20 protein-coding genes are annotated in these 26,497 nt (G+C 39.0%); 7 read left to right on the top strand and 13 right to left on the bottom strand.

Translation table 11 applies throughout. From position 1 onward, the window contains the following. Positions 1-12 precede the first annotated feature (12 nt). The 4 genes from atpA to O99_RS04185 all read right to left on the bottom strand — a co-directional run bounded on the left by atpA (position 13) and on the right by O99_RS04185 (position 5,223). Positions 13-1,548 (bottom strand): F0F1 ATP synthase subunit alpha, encoded by a 1,536-nt coding sequence (atpA, locus tag O99_RS04200; protein WP_035006514.1) that lies wholly within the window; start codon positions 1,546-1,548, stop codon positions 13-15. Continuing rightward, positions 1,548-2,132: an ATP synthase F1 subunit delta gene (gene atpH / locus O99_RS04195; RefSeq protein ID WP_035006513.1), complete on the bottom strand. Its 585-nt coding sequence runs from the start codon at positions 2,130-2,132 to the stop codon at positions 1,548-1,550. The genes atpA and atpH overlap by 1 nt, the downstream gene beginning before the upstream one ends. A gap of 186 nt (positions 2,133-2,318) precedes the next feature. After that, positions 2,319-2,933: a hypothetical protein gene (locus O99_RS04190; protein ID WP_235692221.1), complete on the bottom strand. Its 615-nt coding sequence runs from the start codon at positions 2,931-2,933 to the stop codon at positions 2,319-2,321. A gap of 61 nt (positions 2,934-2,994) precedes the next feature. Further along, positions 2,995-5,223 carry a primosomal protein N' gene (locus O99_RS04185; RefSeq protein WP_035006511.1) on the bottom strand — a complete coding sequence of 743 codons (2,229 nt, stop codon included), beginning with the start codon at positions 5,221-5,223 and terminating at the stop codon, positions 2,995-2,997. A gap of 292 nt (positions 5,224-5,515) precedes the next feature. Here O99_RS04185 and fsa point away from each other — a divergent pair, with 292 nt between their 5' ends. Then, the gene (gene fsa, locus O99_RS04180; RefSeq protein ID WP_035006510.1) at positions 5,516-6,169 is read left to right on the top strand and encodes a fructose-6-phosphate aldolase; all 654 of its coding nucleotides are present in this window, start codon (positions 5,516-5,518) and stop codon (positions 6,167-6,169) included. Positions 6,170-6,333: 164 nt separating this feature from the next. Here fsa and O99_RS04175 read toward each other — a convergent pair whose 3' ends face one another. Then, entirely contained in the window at positions 6,334-6,930 is a 597-nt protein-coding gene (locus O99_RS04175; protein WP_035006509.1) for a hypothetical protein, read from the bottom strand. Continuing rightward, a complete protein-coding gene (leuS, locus tag O99_RS04170; RefSeq protein WP_035006507.1) occupies positions 6,917-9,541 on the bottom strand; it encodes a leucine--tRNA ligase in 2,625 nt (874 codons plus the stop codon). Before leuS ends, O99_RS04175 begins: the two co-directional genes overlap by 14 nt. A gap of 147 nt (positions 9,542-9,688) precedes the next feature. Here leuS and O99_RS04165 point away from each other — a divergent pair, with 147 nt between their 5' ends. The 5 genes from O99_RS04165 to O99_RS04145 all read left to right on the top strand — a co-directional run bounded on the left by O99_RS04165 (position 9,689) and on the right by O99_RS04145 (position 15,175). Beyond that, positions 9,689-10,369 carry a YggS family pyridoxal phosphate-dependent enzyme gene (locus tag O99_RS04165; RefSeq protein WP_035006506.1) on the top strand — a complete coding sequence of 227 codons (681 nt, stop codon included), beginning with the start codon at positions 9,689-9,691 and terminating at the stop codon, positions 10,367-10,369. Positions 10,370-10,791: 422 nt separating this feature from the next. Next, positions 10,792-12,747: an acetate--CoA ligase gene (gene acs / locus O99_RS04160; protein ID WP_035006505.1), complete on the top strand. Its 1,956-nt coding sequence runs from the start codon at positions 10,792-10,794 to the stop codon at positions 12,745-12,747. Between the two features lie 101 nt (positions 12,748-12,848). Next, positions 12,849-13,508, top strand: coding sequence for a cell division ATP-binding protein FtsE (gene ftsE, locus O99_RS04155; protein ID WP_035006504.1), 660 nt, complete (start codon positions 12,849-12,851; stop codon positions 13,506-13,508). Beyond that, the gene (locus O99_RS04150) at positions 13,501-14,475 is read left to right on the top strand and encodes a cell division protein FtsX (RefSeq protein ID WP_035006503.1); all 975 of its coding nucleotides are present in this window, start codon (positions 13,501-13,503) and stop codon (positions 14,473-14,475) included. The genes ftsE and O99_RS04150 overlap by 8 nt, the downstream gene beginning before the upstream one ends. A 4-nt stretch (positions 14,476-14,479) precedes the next feature. Then, positions 14,480-15,175: a YdcF family protein gene (locus O99_RS04145; protein WP_078674024.1), complete on the top strand. Its 696-nt coding sequence runs from the start codon at positions 14,480-14,482 to the stop codon at positions 15,173-15,175. A 175-nt stretch (positions 15,176-15,350) separates the two neighbouring features. Here the strand turns inward: O99_RS04145 and O99_RS04140 are convergent, their stop codons facing one another. The 6 genes from O99_RS04140 to O99_RS04115 all read right to left on the bottom strand — a co-directional run bounded on the left by O99_RS04140 (position 15,351) and on the right by O99_RS04115 (position 24,063). Further along, complete coding sequence (locus O99_RS04140; protein ID WP_035006502.1) at positions 15,351-17,333, bottom strand: MacB family efflux pump subunit; 1,983 nt, start codon at positions 17,331-17,333, stop codon at positions 15,351-15,353. 3 nt (positions 17,334-17,336) lie between these two features. After that, the gene (locus O99_RS04135) at positions 17,337-18,560 is read right to left on the bottom strand and encodes an efflux RND transporter periplasmic adaptor subunit (protein ID WP_035006501.1); all 1,224 of its coding nucleotides are present in this window, start codon (positions 18,558-18,560) and stop codon (positions 17,337-17,339) included. Then, a complete protein-coding gene (locus tag O99_RS04130; protein WP_035006500.1) occupies positions 18,557-20,041 on the bottom strand; it encodes an efflux transporter outer membrane subunit in 1,485 nt (494 codons plus the stop codon). The genes O99_RS04135 and O99_RS04130 overlap by 4 nt, the downstream gene beginning before the upstream one ends. Before the next feature lie 53 nt (positions 20,042-20,094). After that, the gene (locus tag O99_RS04125) at positions 20,095-20,913 is read right to left on the bottom strand and encodes an exodeoxyribonuclease III (RefSeq protein ID WP_035006499.1); all 819 of its coding nucleotides are present in this window, start codon (positions 20,911-20,913) and stop codon (positions 20,095-20,097) included. Beyond that, entirely contained in the window at positions 20,913-21,545 is a 633-nt protein-coding gene (locus O99_RS04120; RefSeq protein ID WP_035006498.1) for a LolA family protein, read from the bottom strand. The genes O99_RS04125 and O99_RS04120 overlap by 1 nt, the downstream gene beginning before the upstream one ends. A 100-nt stretch (positions 21,546-21,645) precedes the next feature. Beyond that, complete coding sequence (locus O99_RS04115; RefSeq protein ID WP_035006497.1) at positions 21,646-24,063, bottom strand: FtsK/SpoIIIE family DNA translocase; 2,418 nt, start codon at positions 24,061-24,063, stop codon at positions 21,646-21,648. A gap of 188 nt (positions 24,064-24,251) precedes the next feature. Between O99_RS04115 and O99_RS04110 the strand changes: the two genes are divergently transcribed. After that, on the top strand, positions 24,252-25,496 hold the full coding sequence (locus O99_RS04110) for a ubiquinone biosynthesis hydroxylase (protein WP_051668857.1): 1,245 nt from the start codon (positions 24,252-24,254) through the stop codon (positions 25,494-25,496). Positions 25,497-25,712: 216 nt separating this feature from the next. Here the strand turns inward: O99_RS04110 and O99_RS04105 are convergent, their stop codons facing one another. Next, complete coding sequence (locus tag O99_RS04105) at positions 25,713-26,492, bottom strand: succinate dehydrogenase iron-sulfur subunit (protein ID WP_035006496.1); 780 nt, start codon at positions 26,490-26,492, stop codon at positions 25,713-25,715. Between the last annotated feature and the right edge of the window lie 5 nt (positions 26,493-26,497).

The following is a 26,497-nucleotide window of genomic DNA, read 5'->3' as shown; positions in this document are numbered from 1 at the left end:
TCCACCAATCAATTAAGAAAAATTCTTTGCATAATAATCAAGAACAACAACCATCTGCCTTTTAATTTCATCCGTTATTTGTTTCTGTTCAGCAATCGCCTCTAAGAGCTCCACATGATTATTGCGGAGTAGTGTTAAAAGCCCTTGTTCAAATCGCCCAACATCAGAAACAGCTAATGAATCAAGATAACCATTCACACCAGCAAAAATAACAACAACTTGTTCTTCTACTTTAAGTGGTGAAAATTGTAACTGTTTTAAAAGCTCGGTCAAACATGCACCACGATTTAAAAGATGCTGCGTTGACGCATCTAAATCTGAACCAAATTGCGCAAAAGCGGCCATTTCCCGATATTGCGCTAATTCACCCTTGATAGAACCAGCAACCTGCTTCATTGCCTTAATTTGAGCAGCAGAACCAACACGTGAAACAGAAAGACCAACATTCACTGCAGGACGAATCCCTTGATAGAATAAATTTGTCTCCAGAAAAATCTGACCATCAGTGATCGAAATCACGTTGGTTGGAATATAAGCAGAAACATCATTGGCTTGTGTTTCAATTACTGGCAGTGCCGTTAAAGATCCAGAACCATAATCAGCATTAAGCTTTGCAGCTCGCTCCAAAAGACGAGAATGCAGATAAAAAACATCTCCTGGATAAGCTTCACGACCAGGAGGACGGCGTAACAAAAGAGACATTTGACGATAAGCAACAGCCTGTTTAGAAAGATCATCATAACCGATCAACGCATGTTGACCATTATCACGAAAATATTCTCCCATAGCACAACCAGCGAGAGGAGCAATAAATTGCATCGGAGCAGGATCAGAAGCTGTCGCTGCAACAATAATTGAATAGTCAAGAGCTCCGCGTTCTTCTAAAACTTTAACAAACTGTGCAACCGTTGAACGTTTTTGACCGATTGCCACATAAATACAATATACTCTGTCTTGATCTTCCTCAGTATCATTGTCATGAAAATGCTTCTGATTTAAAAATGTATCGAGCAAAATCGCTGTTTTTCCTGTTTGACGATCACCAATCACCAATTCACGCTGCCCACGTCCAATGGGAATTAAGGCATCAATAACCTTTAATCCAGTTGACATTGGCTCATGCACAGACTGACGTGGGATAATACCAGGAGCCTTAACATCAACACGACGACGCTCCTTCGCTTTAATAGGACCTTTTCCATCAATGGGATTACCGAGTGCATCGACAACACGACCAAGCAAAGCAGGCCCTACAGGAACATCCACAATAGCCCCGAGCCGCTTAACGGTATCGCCCTCATGAATGTCACGATCTGATCCAAAAATCACAATCCCAACATTATCCGTTTCCAAATTCAGCGCCATCCCCTGCACACCATTGGAAAAAGCAACCATTTCTCCTGCCTGGACATTATCCAAACCATAAACGCGAGCAATTCCATCACCCACAGATAAAACCCAACCAACTTCTGAAACTTCAGCTTTTTGGTCAAAGCTTTTGATTTGTTTTTTTAGGATTTTTGAAATTTCAGACGGTCTAATATCCATCAGCTGACCTCTTTTTTCAATGCAAGCTTAAGTGAAGATAATTTTGTTATAAGGGACGCATCAATCTGACATGACCCTAAACGAATGATAAACCCACCAAGAATTGTTGGATCACTGGAAAATTGTAATACAATTTTTCCTTTCACAACATTCTCCAATGCCGTGCGCAACATTTCTTTCTGATCAGCATTTAATGGATATGCAGAAACAACTTGCGCAAAAAACTCTCTCCGGAAAAGAACAATATGACGCTGAAAAGCACGTAAAATACTAGAGAGTGCAAAAAGCCTACGATTAGCTGCGATAACCCCTAAAAAATTGCGAAAAATACGACCTGCCTCTTCATGCGCAAATTCTATAGTTTCACAAAGGACATTTAACGCTTCCTTTTGTTCTTTTTCTGAAAAAAACGGACTGTGCACAAAGTATTTTAAATCCTCATTTTGCTCTAAAATGTTCAATAAAGACGCCACTTCCTTTTCCACATGTTCGACACATCCTGCTTCTTGAACCAAATCAAAAAAAGCTTTTGCATAACGCTGGCTCACGAGCGGCAATGGGACAAGAGAAACTGAATTTGACACGAAATACCGCCTCTTTTCCTTAAGGGATTCTCTGATATTGATCAGAAAAAATGGACCACATATTTCAAATTCTAAAAATCTTTTTTCTTGAAACTCAGAACAAAAAATTTTCCAATCTCTAGCATAGACATAATTGACTCGCAACACCACAAAGTAGTGCTTTTTGAAAATTTTTCGTTAAAATAATTAAAATAGCTTTTCAGTTGATGGATGAGGAACACAATTTTTTTTGAGTCCATTTTTAATCTTGGCTGAGACCTGATTTAAGTTTCTCATATCTCCTTCATGAAAGGTGTCGAACACTGAAGAGGAAATTTCTTGTCCAACTTTGGATAATAAAATATCGATTTTAAAACTTTCATCCATCAAAAGAGCTTTCACAACATCTCCTGAAAGATCCAATATACGTGCCTTTTCCATCAATTTGCGATGATTTTTTAAATGCTGCAAAATTTGTGCTGTCAAAGGTCCGACAACAGCCTTATGATCAATATTCAATAATTTATTAAAGGCCATAATATCTTGCAAAATTATATCATCATAAAAAACCGCGTAGGCGTAAACCAACTGGCGAGCATTTACAACTGGAAAACCACAAAGGGACTGCATTGTTTTTTGTGGAGAAGCAATGATTGGCTGAAAAACTTTTTCCACTTCTCTTATTAAGCGATAAGTAAAAACAAAAACAGTCGCATCGGCACTTTTCATTTCCTTTTTTTCATTATTTTTAATGACATCAGAAACCGATGCGTGCGCTCCTGTCCCAATAAACCAACTCAAAATAAAAAGGATAAATCCCATCTTTTTCAAAACAACTCCCCCTTTAAAACAGTCTTTTAACAAACAAATATCCCTAAACTTTTCAGAGAAAACTTTGCGGATCAATATCAATCTGAACCCGAACCGAACTAGGCTTTTTTGGTGCACGAGATAGAACAACACGAATAAACCCTTGTAAATCAAAAGAGCGCTGCCCATGAAATAATAGGCGAAAACGATAACGCCCCCGCACAAGTGCCAACTGTGCTTCTGCAGGCCCCATTACCGATACACCTTTCATCGATGGTGCAACCTGGCGCAATGCACGGGCATAATTTTCCGCCACTTGGCGTTTTTCCGAAGAAATAATCAAAGCTGCAAGTCGTCCATAAGGAGGCAAAACATCATGTTGGCGTATTGCAATCTCACGCTTATAAAAATCCTCACGCTGTTGTGAAAGCAAAGCTTTTATAACCGGATGATCTGGTTGATATGTTTGCAACAATCCTAAACTTTCTAATCCCATACGCCCTGCACGCCCTGTAACCTGAGACAAAAGTTGAAAGGTACGTTCACTTGCACGTAAATCACCATTGGCAAGCCCTAAATCAGCATCAATCACCCCAACCAAAGACAATCCGGGAAAATGATGCCCCTTAGCAACTAACTGTGTTCCAATAATAATATCCACATCCCCCTTTGCAATTGCTTCTAATTCTCGCCGCAATTGACTGATTCTTCCTTTTAAGTCAGTAGATAAAATAAGCAACCGTGCCTGTGGAAAAAGTCTCTGTGTTTCCTCGGCAATTCTTTCCACCCCTGGCCCACAAGCCACTAAATGATCCAATGTCCCACATTCTGGACACGCTTCTGGAAGAGGTTCATAATAACCACAATGATGACATTTAAGCTGTCCTCGCAAACGATGCTCAACCAACCAACTTGAACAATCCGTACAATGGAAACGATGCCCACACATTCGACAAAGTGTTAAAGGCGCATATCCACGCCGATTGAGAAACAAAAGCGCCTGCTCACCCTTTTCCAAAGTTTTTCTTAAAGCTCGTTCAAGAACAGAAGAAATAAAGCGTCCTTTTTCTACACCCCCTTTACGCATATCAATGACTTGCAAATCCGGCAGTGCTGCTGCTTGAAACCGTGAAGGCAAATGCACCCGCTGATAACGCTTCCATAAAACATTCACTTGACTTTCAATGGAAGGAGTCGCTGATGATAAAATAACAGGACAACGCTCAAAAGATCCGCGCGCCACAGCCATATCCCGCGCATGATAAAAAATACGCTCTTCTTGTTTATAAGCACCATCATGCTCTTCATCAACAACGATTAATCCAAGATCCAGAAAGGGTAAAAAAAGCGCTGAACGCGCTCCTGCAACAACCCGCACCTTTCCTTCTAAAATTTGCCGCCACACACGTTCACGACGACGTGGGGTTAAATCAGAATGCCATTCAGCTGCTGAAGCTCCAAAACGCGCACGAAAACGGTCTAAAAATTGTTGTGTTAAAGCAATTTCTGGCAGTAAAATCAAAACCTGTTTGTTGTCCCTTAGCGCTTGAGCTACCGCTTCAAAATAGACTTCTGTTTTTCCAGATCCCGTAACTCCATCAAGCAAAAAAACCTGAAATTGAGAAGACAAAACACCTTCTCGCAACACATTCGCTGCCGCTTTCTGTGCTCCTTCTAAAACAGGTGGACAAAAATCAGGATCAGGGAGAGCAACCACTGCTTGTGCTGGCACCATAACTTCTTCAAAAACCCCAAGTGATTTTAAAAGATCTACCACGGAAAGCGCAGTTTTGGCCGCATGAGCAAGATCAGAACGATTCCAAATCATTCCATCACGCGCCAAGTCTAAAACGCGCGATCGTGCTGGTGTTAATCGTGCCACGTTCCCTCCACAATAACGCAGTCCCACCATCTTTTCTTCTGGATCTAAAGCTGTCGGTACACGTAAAACTAACCCCGCGATAAGACCGAAAGGCGTCATGGTATACTGACTAACAAAACGCAAAAACGCGATCATCTCAGCTTTTAATGGCGGACAATCAAAAACGTGCGTCACAAAGCGCAATTTATCACGCGTTACAGAAACAGCGGTTATGTTCTTTAAATGATCCTTTTGTTCTTCTTCAAAGATCGACTCACCAACAGCAACCACAAAACCACAAATCTCGCGTCCTGCAACAGGAACACGCACAAAAGAACCAACTTTGACCTCTATATGCGGTTCTACCCCATAGCTATAAGCTTGAAAAACTGGGATCGGCACCACAACCGAAACAATTTTCATTTCTGTCACAATGGACATCACCTTTTCATCAATAGTACTTTGGTTTTATTGTCGCATTTTTCTATTCTTGTACTACCCTATTTTTTCCCTGGTCTGTGCTTTATATAACCAATCCAATAACTATCCCAGAATGAAACAATAAGATAAGAGACTTTTTTCATCAATTTTCTTTCGTCTCAAGACGTTTTGTACCACTTCTCTATCCATCAACCAAATCCTTGCTTTTTCTATAAAGAATAACGCATAACATAGACAAAAAGAACCAATGGAAGTGTTAAAAACAAACTTTTAAAAACCAAGGAGATGTGAAATGAAATTTTTTGTGGATAGTGCTCACAGAGAAGATATCCAAGAATTACAAAATTTAGGATTAGTCGATGGTGTCACAACCAACCCTTCTCTCATTCTCAAATCTGGACGGAATATTCTGGAAACCATCAAAGAGATTTGCGCTCTTGTCAGCGGACCAGTCTCTGCTGAAGTTGTTGCAACTGACTTCGATAATATGATGAAAGAGGCGGCTGTTTTAGCAAAGATTGCCAACAATATTTGCATCAAACTTCCCTTAACACTTGATGGATTAAAAGCTTGTAAAGCCCTCACTGAACAAGGATTAAAAACAAACCTTACCCTTTGTTTTTCGGCCAATCAAGCTTTGTTAGCTGCAAAAGCAGGTGCAACATTTATTTCACCCTTTATCGGAAGAATCGATGACTGTGGATATAATGGTATTGAACTGCTCGATGAAATTCGTACTCTTTATGACCAATATAATTTCAACACTCAAATTTTGGCTGCTTCTATCCGCTCTGTCAATCACGTTAAAGAAGCAGCATTAAGTGGTGCAGATGTTGCAACTGTTCCACCAGCAATCCTAAAAAATCTGATTAAACATCCTCTAACCGACCAGGGCTTACAAACATTTGCGGCGGACTGGGCAAAAACGGGACAAAGCATCGCTTAAAAAGCATTTAAAACCCTACAAATATTATGATTCTTCTTCAAACATCTCAACTGGGATGTTGAAACAAACAAAAATATAAATTGAAGGGATGAGAATAAGATTTTTTGGCTATACCGTGTCCAAAACTTCTTCATATCCTTTTAATTGTGAAAGAATTTGAGCTTTTACAAAGAAGAATTTTTTGCGAGATCTTTTGCAAGCAACATAAAAATGCGTTCAGCTAATTCTTCAGCAACGCGTTTTTGCGCATTTTTTTCAGCTTGCACCGTTGCATATTCTTGACGAAGTCGATCAAAAGAAGCCCTTATTGTTCCTGCCCCTTTCGCAATAAGTTCATTGTTCATAGTCTTTAAAAGATAAGAAGCTCTACTCACAATTGTCCCAACAGAAGGGTGTCCCCTTCCATCCCCTTCCTGGTCATTATCTATATCTATCTCGAAAGATGTTCGTGTAAAAACCGATGTTTGCAATGACAATTGATAAAGAGGTACAGAAGGCTTTCCTCCATGCCCATAGAGAAGAAACAATAAATGATTACGAACCATTTGACTGAAATGATCAGAGGGTTCTTCAATCACAATGGCTGCAAATTTCTCAGAAAGTCCTGTAGAAATCTTTTCTGATGTCCCACCATGCAAAAGAGAAATTGCGGATGTCGATCCCTGTGAAACCTGACGATAAAGTGGTTCAACGGTACATCCACTAAGAAAAGCAAACAAACAAGAAAAAATAGCAACACTCAATCCATTAAATAATGACATTAACAATCCTTTTTGGAACAATAATCATTTTCTTAATAGATTTGCCAGCTAAGTGTGCTTGGACAAAGTCAAGAGCACAAACCGCTTCTTCAATTGCCGCATTATCAGCCACTGCAGCAAGAGTGACAGTCCCTCGTTTTTTGCCATTAATTTGCACTGGTAAAGTAATATATTCCTCAACCGTTAATGCAGAATCATAAGCAGGCCAAGCGCACTGCGACATCAGTGTATTCCCACCCAAAGCAGCATGACATTCTTCTGCTAAATGAGGCATCATAGGAGCGATCATTGCAATGAAAAAATCCATTGCTTGACGCAATGCAGACTTCATCTCATCTTCAGCATTTTCTATATTATTTAAAGAGGAAGCAATCACATTCAATAATTCATAAAGGCGTGCGACAGCTCGATTAAAAGCGAGTTTTTCTAAATCATCTTCTACAGCACAAAGTGTGCGATGGGCTGCTTTGGAAAGCTCCAAAGCAGCTCCTTGCTGTCCTGCACATGACTTTGCTTCCTTTAAAACCGGAGCACTTAAAGCCACTAAACGCCAAACACGCTGCACAAAACGGTGCGCCCCTTCAATTCCAGATTCCGACCAAATGACATCACGCTCAGGAGGAGAATCCGATAACATAAACCAGCGTACAGTATCCGCCCCATAGGAAGCGATAATGTCATCAGGATCAACGACATTCTTTTTTGATTTGGACATTTTTTCAATTGAACCAATCCTTACTTCACTTTGATCGGTCAACTTATAGGCATGACGTTTTCCATCCTTTTCAACAATTGCGACATCCGCTGGCGAAACCCATCCTTTCTCATCTTGATAGGTTTCATGAACAACCATACCCTGCGTAAACAAGCCTTTGAAAGGCTCATCTACCGAAACATAGCCTATCATCTTCATTGCACGTGTGAAAAAACGTGCATATAAAAGATGCAAAATCGCATGTTCAATCCCACCAATATATTGCTGAACAGGTAACCATTGCGCTGCTATTTTCTGGTCTATTGGTTCTTGGGCATGGGGTGTTGTAAAGCGCGCATAATACCAAGAAGAATCAACAAAAGTATCCATTGTATCGGTTTCACGTTTTGCCAACTGACCACAAGAAGGACAAACCACCCTTTGCCATTCATCATGGCGCGCAAGTGGATTACCGGGCTGATCAAAAGTGACATCATCGGGTAACACAACGGGCAAATCATCACGTGGGACAGGCACGACACCACAATCCGTACAATGGATTATAGGAATCGGACAGCCCCAATAACGCTGACGCGAAATTCCCCAATCCCGTAATCGAAATTGCACTGTTTTTTGTGCTTGAGGCTGATCCTTGAGCAACTGTTTCTCAAGCCGTTCAACAACCATTTGAAAAGCTTCTTGCGGTGTCAAACTATCTAAAAAACCTGAATTCATCATCACGCCGTCGCCCATATAAGCTGTTTCAGCAATGACAAACTGCTTAGCGTCACTTTCTTTTGGTACAATTACTGGACGCACAGCAAGATTATATTTTCGAGCAAAATCCAAATCTCTCTGATCATGAGCAGGGCAGCCAAAAATAGCTCCGGTTCCATAATTCATGAGAACAAAATTAGCGATATAAACAGGAAGACGCACCGTCTGATCAAAAGGATGAAGAGCAAAAAGTGGCGTACGAAATCCTTGTTTTTCCACTGTCTCAAATGCCGCTTCTGTGGTACCATGACACTGACAATCTTTAATAAAAGTATCAAGTGTCTTATCTTTTTGCGCTAAAGCTTTTGCAATTGGATGATCAACAGAAAGTGCTAAAAAAGAAGCACCAAAAAGAGTCTCAGGACGTGTTGAATAACAAACAATCTCATCAAATGCATCACAGACATCATCCACTATATTGGTTTTATGCAAAGCCCAACGAATCAGAAGCCCCTGTGATTTGCCAATCCAATTTTTTTGCATAATGCGTACTTTTTCTGGCCACTGATCAAGCGTTTCAAGTCCCGCCAATAAATCATCACTAAAATCACTGATTTTGAAAAACCACTGGGTTAATTCGCGTTGTTCAACCAATGCACCAGAACGCCAACCACGACCATCAACAACCTGTTCATTCGCTAAAACTGTTTGATCAACGGGATCCCAATTAACTTTAGCCACCTGCCGTGCAATAAGCCCCTTCTGATAGAAATCCAGAAATAACATTTGTTGACGATGATAATAGTCGACATCACATGTAGCAAATTCACGGGACCAATCCAAAGAAAAACCCAGTTGCTGCAACTGCTTTCGCATGACCTTGATATTGTCATAGGTCCATACTTTAGGATGGACTTTATTTTGCATGGCAGCATTTTCAGCAGGCATTCCAAAAGCATCCCATCCCATTGGATGTAGCACATGAAATCCCTTTGCCCGCTTATATCGGGCAACAACATCGCCCATAGTATAATTGCGCACATGCCCCATATGAATACGTCCAGAAGGATAAGGGAACATCTCTAAAACATAATATTTTTCATGCTCACCATTATCAGCGACTTGAAAAATTTTCTTTTCATCCCAAATCGCTTGCCATTTTTTTTCCTGTGCACGTGGATTATAGCGTTCGCTTATCATTCCCGTTATACTCTTTATAAAATTAACTTCAAAATTCTTGCAAGATTCACCACGGATTAACTTTATCGTCAACCTTTTCATGAATTATTTTAAAGCTTTTATAAAAAAATTATCTCATTCTTGCATAAAAACAGAAAGCACACCCCTATGAATATACCTCATATTTCCTCTATTGACGCGTGGAAAAACCTTCAACAAGACATTGCCAAAACATGTCATGACTATCATCGCCCCGTGGAGAATATTCAACTCATTGCTGTTTCAAAAACTGTTGCCGCAAACAATATTGTTCCTCTTCTACAAGCAGGCCACTCCCTTTTTGCTGAAAATCGCGTGCAAGAAGCAGCCGAAAAATGGCCTTCCTTACGACAAAAATTCAACACAATCGAACTTCATCTTATTGGTCCCTTACAATCCAACAAAACAGCAGAAGCTGTCAGAATCTTCGATGTGATTCAAACTGTTGATCGAGAAAAAATAGCTAAAAGCCTAGCAGAAGAAATGCACAAGCAAAAAAAGCATCTCCCCTGCTATATCCAAGTCAATATAGGATTAGAACCACAAAAAAGTGGCATTTTTCCACACGAAGTGAAAGCCTTTGTTGCTCAATGCAAAAATAATTATGGGCTTGATATCGTTGGACTGATGGGCATCCCTCCTATTCAAGAAAATCCCGGCCCTTATTTTGCTCTTTTAGCAAAACTTGCAAAAGAAATTGGTCTTTCAAAACTCTCTATGGGCATGTCCAATGACTTTAAAATCGCTCTCCAATTTGGTGCAAATGTTCTTCGTATTGGATCAGCTTTATTTGGTCCCCGCTCCTTTTAATGATTGTCTTTTTTAAGACTTTCCACCTTTTACAAACACACATAAAAAAGCTTTTTTTGATCTTCATTGCATAAAATTAACTATTCAAGCCTATGATTTAAACTAAGTTAAATATAAAATTTTCATTCTTATCAAAGTACTCATGAAAAAGTTGTCCCCAAAATAGAATAACAAGAGAGCCATAGAGCAATCTTTTTGATATCAATAAAATAGGAGGGAAACAATGTCTGAAAAAACTTACCAGATCCAATGTATCTCAAAAATAGCATAACAAGAGAGCAACAGAGCAATCTTTTTGATATCAATAAATGAAGGGGAACAACGTCTGAAAAAACTTATCAGACCCAATGCATCTCAAAAAACAGAAGAACAAGAGAGCCATAGAGCAATCTTTTTGACATCAATAAAATAGGGGGGAAACAATGTCTGAAAAAACTTATCCAGTACCAATGCATCTCAAAAAAAATGCTTTCATTCACTACGAAACCTACCAACAACAGTATCAAGAAAGCATTAACAATCCAGAAGCTTTCTGGGCAAAACATGGTCGCCGTATTGAATGGTTTAAACCCTACACAAAGGCAAAAAACGCTTCATTTAATGACTCTGTATCGATTAAATGGTATGAAGACGGAATTACCAATGTAGCTTATAATTGCATTGATCGTCATTTAAAAAATCACGGTGATCAAATCGCACTTATTTGGGAAAGTGATGATCCCAATATTGATCAAAAAATAACTTATAATTCTCTGTATGAAAAAGTCTGTCGTTTTGCAAACATCTTAAAAAAATACGGTATTAAAAAAGGAGACAGAGTCACCATCTATCTACCAATGATTCCTGAAGCAGCTTACGCTATGCTCGCATGTGCCCGTATTGGAGCTATTCATTCAGTTATCTTTGCTGGTTTTTCTGCTGAAGCGATTGCAGGGCGTCTCATTGATTGTGAATCAACTTTTATCATTACTGCTGATCAAGGTTTACGTGGAGGAAAAACAATTAATTTAAAAGAGAATATTGATCAAGCTATTCATATAGCAGCACGCCACAATGTGCATGTCAACCACGTCATGGTCATACAACGCACAAATGAAAAAATTAACTGGGTTGCAGAACGTGACTTCTGGTACCATGAAGAAGCACTTCAAGCTCCAACTGATTGTCCCCCTGAAAAAATGAATGCAGAAGATCCTCTTTTTATACTCTATACCTCAGGATCAACAGGCAAACCAAAAGGTGTTCTGCATACAACAGGTGGATATCTTGTCTATGTATCGATGACACATCAATATGTTTTTGATTACCATCCCCATGAAATTTATTGGTGTACAGCTGACATTGGCTGGATCACTGGCCACTCTTATTTGGTCTATGGACCTTTATGTAATGGTGCGACTACCTTAATGTTCGAAGGCACACCAACTTTCCCTGATAAAGGGAGATTCTGGGATATTGTCGATAAACACAAAGTCAATACACTCTACACCGCACCAACGGCTATTCGTGCTTTAATGGGCGCAGGAGACTCATATGTCACCCGCTCTCAAAGAACCTCTCTTCGCCTCTTAGGAACAGTAGGCGAACCGATCAATCCAGAAGCATGGGAATGGTTTTATCATACCATTGGAGACAGCCGTTGTCCCATTCTTGACACATGGTGGCAAACAGAAACAGGAGGACATATCATCACTCCTCTCCCCGGAGTAACAACACTCAAACCGGGATCAGCTACACATCCATTCTTTGGCATCCGTTTACAAATCATTGATGCGCAAGGAAATGTTTTGGAAGGAGAAGCAGAAGGAAGCCTTTGTATCGCTGATTCATGGCCTGGTCAAATGCGCACCCTTTATAATAACCATGAGCGCTTTATCCAAACATATTTTTCCACATATAAAGGAAAATATTTTACAGGCGATGGATGTAAACGGGATAGCGATGGCTATTATTGGATTACAGGACGAATTGATGATATACTTAATGTTTCTGGTCACAGACTAGGAACTGCTGAACTTGAATCAGCCCTTGTTTCACACCCTTCTGTTTCAGAAGCAGCTATTGTAGGATATCCTCACTCTATTAAAGGACAAGGAATTTATAGTTTTGTAACCTTAATGGAAGGGATAACATCAAGTGAGGAGTTACACCAAAATCTTATTCAACATGTAAAAAAAGAAATTGGGGCTATTGCAATAATAGATAAACTTCAATTTACTGCCCAATTGCCCAAAACACGATCAGGAAAAATCATGAGACGTATTTTGCGAAAAATTGCTGAAAATGATCTTGATACCCTAGGAGATATTTCAACCCTTGCCGAACCACAAGTCATCGATGATCTTATTGCAAACCGGCAAAATATAGAAAATAATTGAGGTTACCAATAGAACAATAACATTGGAAAAAGAAAGTAAATTAAGTACTTAAGAGAGCATTGTCATCATATTCACTCCAAAAACAGAAGTGGTATTTAAAAGTGATTCGTTTTGAAAATGTTGGTTTGCGCTATGGAATGGGACCCGAAATCCTCCGGGATATTAGCTTTCACATTCCCGAAGGGTCGTTTCAATTTATAACCGGAGCTTCTGGATCAGGAAAAACATCGTTGATGCGTCTTATGTTTCTTGCAATCAAACCAAATCGTGGTCACATTGATTTATTTGGCAATGATACAGCATTACTTAAACGACGAGAGCTTCCCGCTCTACGACGACGTATTGGGGTTGTTTTTCAAGATTTTCGATTGCTTGATCATATGACAACTTATGAAAATGTTGCTCTGCCTTTACGCATCAAAGGACAAGAAGAAGCAACCTATCGCAGTGAAGTGGAAGATCTTTTGCGATGGGTTGGTCTTGGAAATTATATTCATGTTTTACCACCCGTCCTTTCAGGTGGAGAAAAACAAAGAGTAGCGATTGCACGTGCTCTTATTGATCAACCCGAAATTCTTCTTGCAGATGAGCCCACAGGAAATGTTGATCCATCTTTAGCATCGCGCTTACTTCGCTTATTTATTGAATTAAATCGTTTTGGCACAGCTGTCGTCATTGCTACCCACGATATCTCATTGATGGAGCAAGTTTCAGCGCGGCGTTTAATTCTTCACCAGGGACGGATGACAATTTATGAATAAATCTTCCTCCATTTTCTACATTCTAAAACGCATCTTTACAGCTGATAAAGGAAAAAGAACACCTCTTATTCCTAGTAATAATATCTCTGGGCAAGCATTAGTTGCAGTCATTGCTATTATGACATTTCTTTCAAGCTTAACATTAATCAGCGTTGATTTAATACAACGCGCTGCCAATAACTGGAGCAGTCAAATAAGCTATGAAGCAACGATTCAAATCCGTCCAATTGAAAATATTGATATTGAAAAATCTCTCCATGATGCTGTTAAATTAGTGAAAACATTTCAAGGTGTACAAAACGCCAAAATTATTGATCAAAGAGCCACTGAACAATTACTCGAACCATGGCTTGGAACAGGTATATCCCTCAAAGAATTTCCCATTCCCCGACTTATCATTGTCACTTTGAAAGAAAATGAAAAAATTGATTTTCAAGCAATCAGTCACGCTATTAAAACACAAATTCCAGGTGGTCAATTCGATGATCACCGCTTTTGGATGAATCGATTTAGCACTATGACACAAACAACTGTTTTTATTGGTTTTGCAATTCTAGCTCTCATTCTTGGCTCATTAATCCTTACAATTATTTTCGCTACATGTAACGCGCTAGCAGAAAATGCACATATCATTAATGTCTTATATTTTCTGGGTACTGAAACCGTCTTCATTGCCCAACAGTTTGATTGGCATTTTTTTAAAACTGCATTCCGCGGTGCATTATATGGCGGTGTGATCAGTATACTACTCTTTAATGTTTTTCTTTTTTGGACAAATTACAATTTAGGTTTAGAAAAAACGCGTCAAATTATCGCTTTATTTGGGCACTTTTCCATTAGTTTGACCACCTATGGAAAAATTTTCATTCTTATTCTTTGTGTTGCTATCATCACAGCGCTTACCAATCGAATTACGATTCTCGCACAACTTAAAAAAATCGATCAATGCGACAACGGCTTATTTTAATTTTATGACCCACAATACTCCTGATCCCAATTTTTCGCATAACAATTTTGCCCATGATAGACCGCAAAATTCTCTTCTTAAATACAGAATAGATGTTACGAGAAAACGTAAACGATTTTTTTACTATTTGCCACCAACAGCATTCTTTATTTTGATCATCATTCTCATTTTTTGTTTTACTTTTGTTGCCTTTACTGAAAAAGTTGGGCAGCTTACTCCTCCACAGCCTTTACCGAAAGCTGATGCTATTATTGTCCTTACAGGAGGAAAAAACAGAATAGAAACAGGATTAAAGCTTTTACAAAAAAAGCTTGGTTCGCGACTCTTAATCAGCGGAGTGAACACAACAACACATCCCAACAGACTGATCCGTATCATGAACATCAATCCTCGACTCTTTTCCTGTTGTGTTGACATTGATCATCAAGCAGTCAACACTCAAGGAAACGCTAAAGAAAGTGCTCATTGGATCAAAAAGCATCGCTATAAAACACTTTATATCGTTACTCACGATTATCATATGATCCGTTCTTTACTTGAGTTTAAATATTTAATGCCTGACGTCAATTTTATTGCCTATCCGATAAAACAAAATGTTGCGGATAACTGGATAAAACAAGCCAATCAAATACGTCTTCTTGCCCTTGAATATATCAAAAGCATCAGTGTAAAAATAAGAATCATATTGTCTTCTTTGTAAAAAAATTTTCAACTGTCTTTTCACTTTAGACAATCAATCCTTTTTTCATATTTCCCTGCATCATAGATATTTTTAACTCTTAACATTCCAAAAACAACTCAACAATCTTATAAACAAGACCATCCTTTGCTCTTACAATTACGAAAAGAGTCATCATCCTCTTGAATGAAGTTTCTCAATCCCGTGCAAGAGCAACGACAGGATCAAGCCGTGAAGCTTTTCGTGCTGGAAAAAAACCAAAGCCTACCCCAATAAAGGCTGCAAAGAGAACAGCTATTATGATTGAACGAACAGTATAAATCAATTGTATAGGAGAATTTCCCAACATAAATATCCCCCCAATAGCAAGTCCAAAGAGAACCCCTAAACTTCCACCAATCAAACAAACCAAAATTGATTCAATTAAAAATTGTTGCAAAATATCACTCTGACGTGCACCAATCGCCATACGTACCCCAATTTCATTAATCCGCTCAGAAACAGTAACAAGCATAATATTCATGACTCCAATTCCGCCCACAATGAGTGAAATTGCTGCAATTGAAGTCACTAAAAGCGTTAAAATATCTGTACTATTCACAATTTTTTTGCGAAACTCTTCCGAATTTTTAATAAAAAAATCTTCTTGCCCATGCCGCATAATTAACAAACGCCGAATCATAGTTTCTGCTAAATGTGAATCAACGTTATCAGCAATTTTAAGAATAATAGCACGAACATCTGTTCTACCAAGAAAGCGCATTTGTACTGCCGTATAAGGCAAATAAATCTGTATTGTATCTGAAACACCGCTATTGTTTTGTGAATCCACAACACCAATGATACGAGCTGGCACATTCCCCACACGTATAATTTTTCCAATAGGATTTTCTTGACTATGGGGAAAAAGAACAGAAAGCGCCTCTTTTTCTATGATCAAATCAACAGCCCGATCACGCACACTTGATTGATCAAATAACCTTCCTTGAATGACTTTCAGCCCCTGTATTTCAAAAAATTGTTCTCCTACACCAACAACAATAGCCTTTGTTTCAATTGCATTATAATACACCATCGAGCTTACCGAAATCTGAGACGTAACACCAGCAACATAAGGCAATTCAGACAGTGCTTCTGCATCTGCCTCCACTAAACTGGTTATTTTTCCCGATTGTGGATCAGAAAAGCTTTTACCTGGCATAATTGTCAAAGTATTGGTCCCGAAACTCTTTAAATTTTCAAGAATCTTTTTCTGGGTACCATTTCCCAAAGCAATCATCGCAACAACTGAAGAAATACCGATAATCATCCCAAGCATTGTTAAAAAAGTCCGCATTCGATGGGCATTCATGGCCAATAAAGCCATAACAAACGCTTCACCAAAACGTCCCATAAAAGCGCGGAAAATTCCCAACTGTTGAGTACTTTTGAAATTACCTTCTTTTTGAAAAGAGTGTTCTTTATTAGGTGTTTTGTTAATTTTTGAAACAGTATCAGAAATAATCTCCCCATCACTGATCTCAATAATACGATCTGCCCTTTCGGCGACCTGCATATCATGCGTTACAATGATAATAGTCCGTCCCTCTTGATGAAGCTCATCTAAAATATGCAAAACTTCTTGACCACTTTTTTTGTCTAAAGCACCGGTTGGTTCATCTGCAAGAATAATATCAGCATCATTCATTAAAGCACGAGCAATTGAAACACGTTGCTGCTGCCCTCCTGAGAGCTGATTGGGATAATGGCCCATCCGATCACGCATTCCTAAACGTGTTAAAAGGCTCTGTGCACGTTGTTTTCTTATTTCTACTGAACATCCTGCATAAATAGCCGGAATTTCAACATTTCCAAGAGCCGTTAATTCTTTGAGCAAATGATAACGCTGGAAAATAAAACCAAAATGATTGCGTCGCAAAGCTGATAAATCATCTGCTGAAAGCAAAGCCGTATCTTTACCAGCAATCCAATAGCACCCTGAACTTTGTCGATCCAGACAGCCTAAAATATTCATGAGCGTAGATTTTCCTGAACCTGATGCTCCTACAATTGCAACCATCTCGCCACGCTTAATGGTTAAATTAATGTTTTTTAAAACACGGATCAATGTCTCACCTGCACGAAATTCGCGGACGACATCTTCCAAGACAAGAACAGTATCCTTCGATTCTGTTATCATGTTTTAAGCCCTATTTTCACTCTGTAAATTAGAAGATACGAGCAATCCATCTCGTGCACCAACCACCACCACATCCCCCTCATTAAGTCCAGAAACAATCTCAGCCATCACTTTATTATTGAGTCCGACTGTTACTTGTTTTGTAATCACTTTATCGCGACCAACCAAAAGCTGCACCCATGCTTTACGCTCTTTTGTCTCATTGCGCAAAGCATCACTTGGAACCAACAAGACATTTCGAGCACGCCCTAATATAATATGCACTTGAGCGGTCATATAAGTGCGCAAAAAACGATCTTTATTGTTAACATGCACAAGCCCATTATAATAGATAGCTGATGACGCTAAAGAGCTCGATCCCGACATGTTAGGATTAATACTAATATCGCTACGAATATCTTCAGGAGCAGGTTCTATTGTCTCTAATGATCCCTCATAACGACGTTTTGCGTCTCCTAAAATGGTGAAATAAAGATCTTGTCCTGCATGAACTTTTAAAATATCCGCTTCTGAAATTTGCGCCTTAATTGTCATTTTCGTCAAATCTCCTAAAATAACAATTGTCGGTGCTGACTGAGTTGCATTAATATTTTGTCCTTCTTCGACAACGGTTGCTAAAACTGTTCCTGAAGAAGGCGCTGTTATCTTCGTATAGCTTAAATTCACTTCTGCACTTCTCACATCAATTTGTGCTTGCACAATCTGTTCCTGAAGTTGAGCAATTTGAGCTTCACGTATTTTGACTTGCGTGACTGCATCATCAAAATTAGCACGTGAAACTGCTCGTGCTTCAATCAGTTTATTTTGACGCTCTAAATTTTGTTTTGCCAAAGTGAGATAAGCTTCATGCTCTTTTAAACTCGCATAATAATAGGACAAGACTGCTTTTTTTCTTTTCAGATCATTTTCCTGATCCGTAGGGTCAATCTCTGCTATAAGATCTCCTTCTTCTACAAAATCTCCTGATGAAACACGGACAGAAACCACACGCCCTGTTGCACGCGCACCAACAGCCACCAATCGATAAGGACGCACAATTCCAGAAGCTAAAACCGTTTCTTCAATATCACCACGCGTAACCACTGCTGTCATATAATTTGGTGTATTTTTACTCCCAAATAAAACAAAGAGCATCTTAAAGGCAAAGATGATAATAACCACACTGCAAAATAAAAAAAGCTTTTTGCGTTTTATGGTTGCATATTTTTCCATAAGATATTTCATCATTGTTTCGCCCTCACATGTGAACTAGTAATCTTATCAACGACCTCTGGACGAGATACATTAACGACACCATTCCATCCTCCTCCTAATGCCTTCATCAATGCGATATAATGCTTTGCCAAAGTGATAGAGCTATCACTCAATGACATTTGCGAAGAATAGTAGGAACGATAAGCATTGAGTAATTCGAGAAAGCTGGTATTACCACTTTCAAAAAGGTCTTGCGAAAGCTTCAATGAATGTGAATAAGCTGCATTTGCAGCCAATAACTTTTTAAAACGCTGTTGTTCTTTGTACAATCGCACCAATGCATTCTCTACTTCTTCTAAAGCTCCTAACACTGCCGCTCGATAAGCAATAAAAGCTTGATCACGCTGAGCACGCGCTACAGCAATCGAGGCAACCACTTGTCCTCCATTAAAAAAAGGAAAGCGAATATTTGGTCCAAAGGACCAACCAATCGTCGAACCTTTTGCTAATTGACCCACGGATTCTGCTGTTGTAGAAATATTACCTGTTAAGCTTAATGAAGGGTAACGTTCTGCTTCGCGTTGACCAATTCGCGCTGTCGCTTGAGCATATTGACGCTCAGCACGTCGTAAATCTGGACGTGTCAACAAAATATCAGCAGGAATTCCCACAGAGATTGGCCATTTTGGTTTTGGAATCTGTTTCTTTTTAGCGCTTTTTTGCAAAAAATCCTGTAATGCTATAGGCACACGCCCAGTTAAAACAGAAAGACGATGAATACTCATCGATAAATTCACTTCCATCTGTAAAATATCGGCCTCTGTATTGATCATTTGTGCTCGTGCATTTGAATTATCCAGCTCTGAGATGTCCCCAGCTTTCAATTTAGCCTCTATTAATTGCGCTGTTTTTCGCTGCGACGCAGCAATAGAGCGCGCAATCGACAGTTTTTGTTGCCAACCACGCATTTCAACATAATTCGTTGCGATATCTCCTAAAAGAGTAACCATTGTAGCCCGCAGATCCTCTACCGCCGCATCAAGGCCATAACGTGCTGCTTCAACTGCTCTTTTATGTCCCCCAAACAGATCAAGCTCCCAACTTGCATCAAAACCACCACGATATTGACTCAAAGAAGTATCAGACTGACTAGAACCATGAGTGCCGACAATGGAACTTGAAATACTTGGCGAAAGATGTCCAATCGATTGCCCTAAACTAGCCCGCGCTTCACGAACCCGCGCTTTCGCAACCGCAATACTATTATTTGCAGCGATTGCATCATGAATCAACGCATCTAAAATCGGATCATTAAAATTTCGCCACCAACCCGCAAGTGTAGCGGAATGTTCAAGAGTTTGTACAGAAGAATGTTGCCCCCAAATTGCTGGAACAGAAAAAGATGTTTTACGATAATCGGGGCCAACAACACACCCTGGTAGAACAAAAAAAAACAGACAAAAAGGATGCAAAAACCCTTTTGATAGAATCTGTTTTAAATGACTGATCCCCATCCATTCCTCTGCATTCTTCGAGAATTAATCCATTCCTTTTCTTCATTCAATGCTTATTTTAAATTGCCTGAAAAATCAAATAAAGTTTGTACTGGGACATGATCTGAAGGCTGAGGCCATCCCCGTGTATCACGAAAAATTGCAAGTTCTTTAACGAAAGGCACTAAATTTGGTGAAGACCAAATATGGTCAAGCCGTCGACCGCGATCAGAAAGTGCCCAATCACGTGCACGATAACTCCACCAGGTATAAAGTTTAGTAGGAATTGGAAATTTCATCCGCATCAAATCAACCCATCCACCTTCACAACATAAAGCTTGTAAACGCTCTGTCTCAATCGGCGTATGGCTAACAACCTTCAATAATTGCTTATGAGACCAAACATCCTCTGGCAAAGGAGCAATATTAAGATCACCTAACAAAAGAGACTCTAAACCATCTCCCTGATCCGCACGGATAGAAGACATTTCTTCTAAAAAATCGAGTTTATGACGAAATTTTTCATTTTTGTTTACATCAGGTTCATCACCACCAGCAGGAACATAAAAATTATGAATCCGAATTTTTCTCCCATGAAGTTCAATAACAACTGAAAGGTGACGACAATCTTCTTTTTGACAAAAGAAACACCTTTCAACACTAATAAAAGGCAAACGAGAAATAATCGCCACGCCATGATAAGATTTTTGACCACTCAATGCGATATGCTGATAACCTGCTGCTTCAAAAAATTGACGTGGAAATAAATCATCTGGACATTTTATTTCTTGTAAGCATAACATATCTACAGAAAAAATATCTAAATACTGAAGAACCTGGGAAAGGCGCAAACGAATAGAATTAATATTCCAAGTAGCAATATGAAAAAGCATTAATTGTTATTCCGACTTTGTAGCGTCACAGTATTTTTATGGGGAATGACGAACATATCATCAGAAAATCTAACGTTTGTACGCACATTCATGATTTTAACAGTTGTTTCTAAATTTTGTTGATCAAGAATTGCCCATTGTCGCAACGCATAACTTTGAGAATCAAAGATCATCTTTATTTGCCCTTTTCCAATTGTTTTATCCCGTAAAACAATCATGATTGTTTTCGGATCCTCTCGAAATGCTAACAAATTTTCTGACGATAAATGAATCACATTCCCTAATAAAAATTTCATTGGTGTTTGAGACAACTGGTAAAAGCTCCATGTATTTAAAGCCCGATTGTTAACCCCTACAGATTTACCATCTGAAATAACCTGCAATGGCACGCCTTTGTAACTAAAACGAATTTTCCCTGGACGCTCTAAATAAAATGTTCCTTTTGTCATTTTTCCCTTTGGATTAAATTGAATAAAATCCCCTGTCATCACTTTGATCGCCGCAAAATGATTAATAATATTCTGAGCCCGAGCAAACTGCTTTGCTGACTGCGAAAAAGCAGGACTACTCAACAGAAAAAATAACAAAATAAGACTAAACGTTCTTCTTAACGTAAAAAAATACACCCTCATACATCATGCTCCTCATGTGCTCACCATACATACTCTATTGATTTTTATATAAGCAATAGATGATAAGAACTTTCTAAAAATATGTTTTAAAAAACTTTATTTAAAAGGGTTCTTCTGAAGCAGGCACCAAAATTTCTCGTTTTCCTGCATGGTTAGCTGGGCTAATAATTCCTTCTTCTTCCATCCTCTCAATTAATGAAGCAGCACGATTATAGCCAATACCCAAACGGCGCTGAATATAAGAAGTTGAAGCTTTACGATCACGCAGAACCACCATCACAGCCTTTCTATAAGGCTCATCTTCTAAGGAAGAAACAGATGAAACACCACTTTCACGATCTGCAACTTCTTGTGTAATAGTCTCCAAATAATCAGGCATTGCTTGGTCTTTCAGGTGCGCAACAACCTGTTCAACTTCATCATCTGCAACAAAAGCTCCATGAATACGTTGAATACGTCCTCCTCCCATCATGAACAGCATATCCCCTTGCCCTAATAATTGTTCAGCTCCTTGTTCCCCCAAAATTGTCCGACTATCAATTTTTGAACTTACAGCAAAAGAAATGCGTGTAGGAAAATTTGCTTTAATTGTTCCTGTAATAACATCGACTGAAGGACGTTGTGTTGCCATAATAACATGAATACCAGCAGCACGTGCCATTTGCGCTAAACGTTGAACAGCGCCTTCAATCTCCTTACCAGCAACCATCATGAGATCTGCCATTTCATCAATAATAACAACAATATAAGGTAAAGGATTTAAATCGAGGGTCTCTGTTTCATATAAGGGCTCACCGGTCTTGTGATCAAATCCAACTTGAACCGTCCGTGTTAATACTTCACCCTGTTTTTTTGCTTCTTTTAAGCGAGCATTAAATCCATCAATATTGCGAACATTGACTTTTGACATTTTGCTGTAGCGCTCTTCCATTTCACGAACAGCCCATTTAAGAGCAATGACTGCTTTTTTAGGATCTGTCACCACGGGCGTCAATAAATGAGGAATGCCGTCATAAATCGAAAGCTCGAGCATTTTAGGATCAACCATGATTAAGCGACATTGTTCAGGTGTTAAGCGATAAAGAAGAGACAAAATCATTGTATTAATAGCAACAGATTTACCTGATCCCGTCGTGCCTGCCACTAAAAGATGAGGCATCTTCGTTAAATCTGCAACAATTGTTTCACCGCCTATGGTTTTACCCAAAGCAAGCCCTAATCTTGCTTCAGTCCCAAAAAATTCCCGCGCCTGTAAAATTTCTCGCAAATAGACTATTTCACGAGATGCATTGGGTAATTCTATTCCAATAACATTCCGTCCTGGAACAACAGCAACACGCGCTGAAATAGAACGCATAGAGCGAGCAATATCATCTGCTAGCCCAATAATACGAGAAGATTTAATACCAGCAGCCGGCTCAAATTCATACAAGGTTACAACTGGACCAGGACGTGCATCAATAATTTCTCCCTTAACCCCAAAATCTAATAAAATATTTTTCAGTTCCTGAGAATTGGCTCTTAAAGTAGCAGGGGAAAGACGCATATTTTTTACTGCTGATGAAGGAATAGCAAGATAATCTAGCCGTGGAAGAGTAAAACGATATTTTGAACGCGCTTTTGAAGTCTTTACCACGAAGTTATCAGAAGCAGAAAGAGCTGTATTTTGGAAATCCTGAAATTCTGTTTTTTCATCAAAAAAAACCGGCTCAATTCGATCAAATGAATTTTCTATTTTTCTAAACCACCTCATAAACGAAAAAAAACGCTCAAAACGGGCTTGTAAAAAATAAAGAAAATGCAAAACTGCTCCAAAAGCTGTAGAGAAGAAACCACTATGGAGTTCATTATGAGAATATTCTTCATTTTCTAATGTCTCAAAAACTGGATCCACACGAACTGATTCGCTTTCACTTGTATCGGTCTGACGTCGCCACACTACATTGCCAGCAAAAATAGCCACTACAAAACTGGCAAATGCCAAAGCAATACCCCACAACACACTCTCTATAGATGAAGAAAAAGAAAATAAAAAAGAAATAACATTTAAAATCTTATCTCCCCAAACTCCTCCAAAACCAATCGGCAATGGCCAATTTGTAAAAGATGCAAAAGGGGTCATTAAAGCAAATGCAGTTGTAAACGAAATTATTGAAACCAACCATAAAAAAAGACGAAACAGAAAATTATGAATTCTTTTTTGTGCAAGTAACAAAAGTGACCAAAAGAATGGAGGCAACAAAATACCAAGACTTGCCAAACCAAAAAGTTGCATAGCAAGATCTGAAAAAACTGCACCAGGCCATCCCATAAGATTTGTGATCTCATTAGAACTAGCATAAGTCAATGATGGATCTACAAAATTCCATGTTGCTAAAGCTAAGATACAAAAAATCAAAAGCCCTAGAAGACCAAACCCAATCAAAACCCCTATTTGTTGCAAAAACATTTCAATAAAATGCGAATTTCGATATTCTGGTTTTTTGGGCAAATCATAAAGAGAGGAACCCCGATGCATTCATCAATCCCGAACGTAAGATTCTTAAAGCAAGAATTATATCTAAAATTTGTAACATAAAAAATATTAATACAGTTTTAACCAATATAATAACAACAATTTCTCTTTAAGACTGCACAAAAAATGATAATAAGATCAATATCCATATCATTTAAGATGAAATAACTGCCAAAAGTGAAAGAAACAACGTGACTTCTTACACCGATCAAACAATAAAACAATGTGACCTTCTTATTGCAGGCGGTGGAGTTGTTGGCTTGACTCTTGCTGTAGCTCTCAAACAGGCTGCCCCTGAACTGAAAATAAATGTTGTGGATGCCACTTCCCAAAGCAGCACATCTCCCAAAAATACACAAGCATTTGCTCTTTCTGCCGCTTCTATTCGTATGCTTGAACAACTACAGTGCTGGAAACATATCAAACCTTACGCTCAACCTATCCATTCAATAACCATCACTGACGCACGTCTCAATGATCCAATCAAACCAATTTTTTTAACCTTTGAAAGAGATATAACACCCAAAGAACCCTTTGCAAGTATGGTTGAAAATAAAAGGCTCATCAGTGCATTAAAAAAACGTGCAAAAGATTTGCATATCTCTTTTATCGAAAAAACCACTGTCGTTCATTTTCATCAAGAGAAGCAACATACAACCGTTACCTTAAGTAATAAAGAAACTTGGCAAACAAAATTGCTGGTTGCAGCGAATGGAGCACACTCTATATTACGAGAAAAAGCCGATCTTAAAAGCTTTGCTCATTTTTATCCACAAACAGCAATCACATGCATTATCGAACATGAAAAAGCCCACCATGGCCGAGCAATTCAACATTTCTTCCCTGCTGGACCTTTTGCTCTCCTGCCTCTCAAAGGCAACCGATTAGCTATCGTATGGAATGAAAAACATCACACCGCCCAATCTTATCTTAAAGCAGACGCTTTAATTTTTGAAGCAGAGATAGAAAAACGTATTGGTCATCAATTTGGAAAACTTTCTTGGAATGGTGAACGCCAAGCATTTCCCCTCGTTCTTTCCTTAACAAATCAATGCATCAAACCTCGTTTTGCTCTCATAGGAGATGCCGCCCACACAGTCCACCCTATTGCAGGACAAGGCCTTAATCTAGGACTCCGTGATAGTGCCGCTTTAGCTGAAGTCATCATCGAAACAGCACGATTGGGCCTCGATATCGGATCAATGACAGCTCTCGAACGCTATCAAAGTTGGCGACGTTTTGAAACTGTACGAATGTCTCTTAGTAATGATTGGCTCAACAGACTTTTTTCGAATGATATCTTACTCCTACGCCTCTTTCGCGATGTTGGCCTTGGACTTATTAATCAAATGCCAAAAATAAAAAAATATCTTATGCAAGAAGCTTCTGGACTCACCTCCAACGCACCACGCCTTCTCCGTGGACTTCCACTCTAACAACGAAAATAAACGCCTTCAATCTCCTGTATATCAACAACAAATAAGGAGTGATATAATAACACTCTCCTGCAAGCAACTATAACCACTCTGCAAAAAGTAAACATACAGAAAAGACTTTATACTTAAGCCGCGTCTACTTCATTTACCTTCAAAATACACATATACGAACCGCCAATGAGCCTGTACTTATTTTCTATTTTAGCTGGTAAATTTTCAAAGACGTCGTTCAACCATAAGCTTTTTAATTTCAGCAATCGCCTTAGCTGGATTTAAACCTTTCGGACAAGTTTGCGCACAATTCATAATCGTGTGGCACCGATAAAGCCGAAAAGGATCTTCTAAATTATCAAGGCGCTCACCGCTCATTTCATCACGAGAATCAACAATCCAGCGATAAGCCTGGAGTAAAACAGCAGGCCCCAAATAACGATCACCATTCCACCAATAACTTGGGCACGACGTTTGACAGCATGCACAAAGGATACACTCATAAAGACCATCAATTTTCTGACGATCAGAATAGCTTTGTAACCATTCTTTTGCAGGCTTAGGAGAAACAGTTTTCAGCCAAGGCTCAATAGCGCGATGTTGCGCATAAAAACGCTTTAAATCAGGAACCAAATCTTTTACAATAGGCATAGAAGGAAGTGGATACACTTTAATTGGATGTTTTACATCATCCATTCCTTTAGTACAAGCCAATGTATTGGTGCCATCAATATTCATCGCACATGAACCACAAATGCCCTCACGGCATGACCGACGAAGTGTTAAAGTTGGATCAATATGATTTTTAATAAATAAAAGCCCATCAAGAATCATCGGGCCACACAGTGAACGATCCACGTAATAAGTATCAAGATGCGGATTCTTCTCATCATCAGGTGACCAACGATAAATATGAAATTCTGTTAAATGCGTAGCACCTTCAGGTTTAGGCCAAACTTTTCCAGCTTTAACTTGAGAATTTTTGGGAAGCCTAATTTGTACCATAACTC

The sequence above is a fragment of the Bartonella rochalimae ATCC BAA-1498 genome (assembly GCF_000706645.1).
GTDB lineage: Bacteria > Pseudomonadota > Alphaproteobacteria > Rhizobiales > Rhizobiaceae > Bartonella > Bartonella rochalimae.
This window is presented reverse-complemented; position numbering and strand designations above follow the sequence as displayed.

What these genes read in the sequence shown, in the direction of transcription:
- atpA (WP_035006514.1), bottom strand. Translation starts at nt 1,548, where the DNA reads ATGGATATTAGACCGTCTGAAATTTCAAAAATCCTAAAAAAACAAATC.
- O99_RS04190 (WP_235692221.1), bottom strand. Translation starts at nt 2,933, where the DNA reads ATGGGATTTATCCTTTTTATTTTGAGTTGGTTTATTGGGACAGGAGCG.
- O99_RS04185 (WP_035006511.1), bottom strand. Translation starts at nt 5,223, where the DNA reads ATGTCCATTGTGACAGAAATGAAAATTGTTTCGGTTGTGGTGCCGATC.
- fsa (WP_035006510.1), top strand. Translation starts at nt 5,516, where the DNA reads ATGAAATTTTTTGTGGATAGTGCTCACAGAGAAGATATCCAAGAATTA.
- O99_RS04175 (WP_035006509.1), bottom strand. Translation starts at nt 6,930, where the DNA reads ATGTCATTATTTAATGGATTGAGTGTTGCTATTTTTTCTTGTTTGTTT.
- leuS (WP_035006507.1), bottom strand. Translation starts at nt 9,541, where the DNA reads ATGATAAGCGAACGCTATAATCCACGTGCACAGGAAAAAAAATGGCAA.
- O99_RS04165 (WP_035006506.1), top strand. Translation starts at nt 9,689, where the DNA reads ATGAATATACCTCATATTTCCTCTATTGACGCGTGGAAAAACCTTCAA.
- acs (WP_035006505.1), top strand. Translation starts at nt 10,792, where the DNA reads ATGTCTGAAAAAACTTATCCAGTACCAATGCATCTCAAAAAAAATGCT.
- O99_RS04150 (WP_035006503.1), top strand. Translation starts at nt 13,501, where the DNA reads ATGAATAAATCTTCCTCCATTTTCTACATTCTAAAACGCATCTTTACA.
- O99_RS04145 (WP_078674024.1), top strand. Translation starts at nt 14,480, where the DNA reads ATGACCCACAATACTCCTGATCCCAATTTTTCGCATAACAATTTTGCC.
- O99_RS04140 (WP_035006502.1), bottom strand. Translation starts at nt 17,333, where the DNA reads ATGATAACAGAATCGAAGGATACTGTTCTTGTCTTGGAAGATGTCGTC.
- O99_RS04135 (WP_035006501.1), bottom strand. Translation starts at nt 18,560, where the DNA reads ATGATGAAATATCTTATGGAAAAATATGCAACCATAAAACGCAAAAAG.
- O99_RS04130 (WP_035006500.1), bottom strand. Translation starts at nt 20,041, where the DNA reads ATGGGGATCAGTCATTTAAAACAGATTCTATCAAAAGGGTTTTTGCAT.
- O99_RS04125 (WP_035006499.1), bottom strand. Translation starts at nt 20,913, where the DNA reads ATGCTTTTTCATATTGCTACTTGGAATATTAATTCTATTCGTTTGCGC.
- O99_RS04120 (WP_035006498.1), bottom strand. Translation starts at nt 21,545, where the DNA reads ATGAGGGTGTATTTTTTTACGTTAAGAAGAACGTTTAGTCTTATTTTG.
- O99_RS04115 (WP_035006497.1), bottom strand. Translation starts at nt 24,063, where the DNA reads ATGCATCGGGGTTCCTCTCTTTATGATTTGCCCAAAAAACCAGAATAT.
- O99_RS04105 (WP_035006496.1), bottom strand. Translation starts at nt 26,492, where the DNA reads ATGGTACAAATTAGGCTTCCCAAAAATTCTCAAGTTAAAGCTGGAAAA.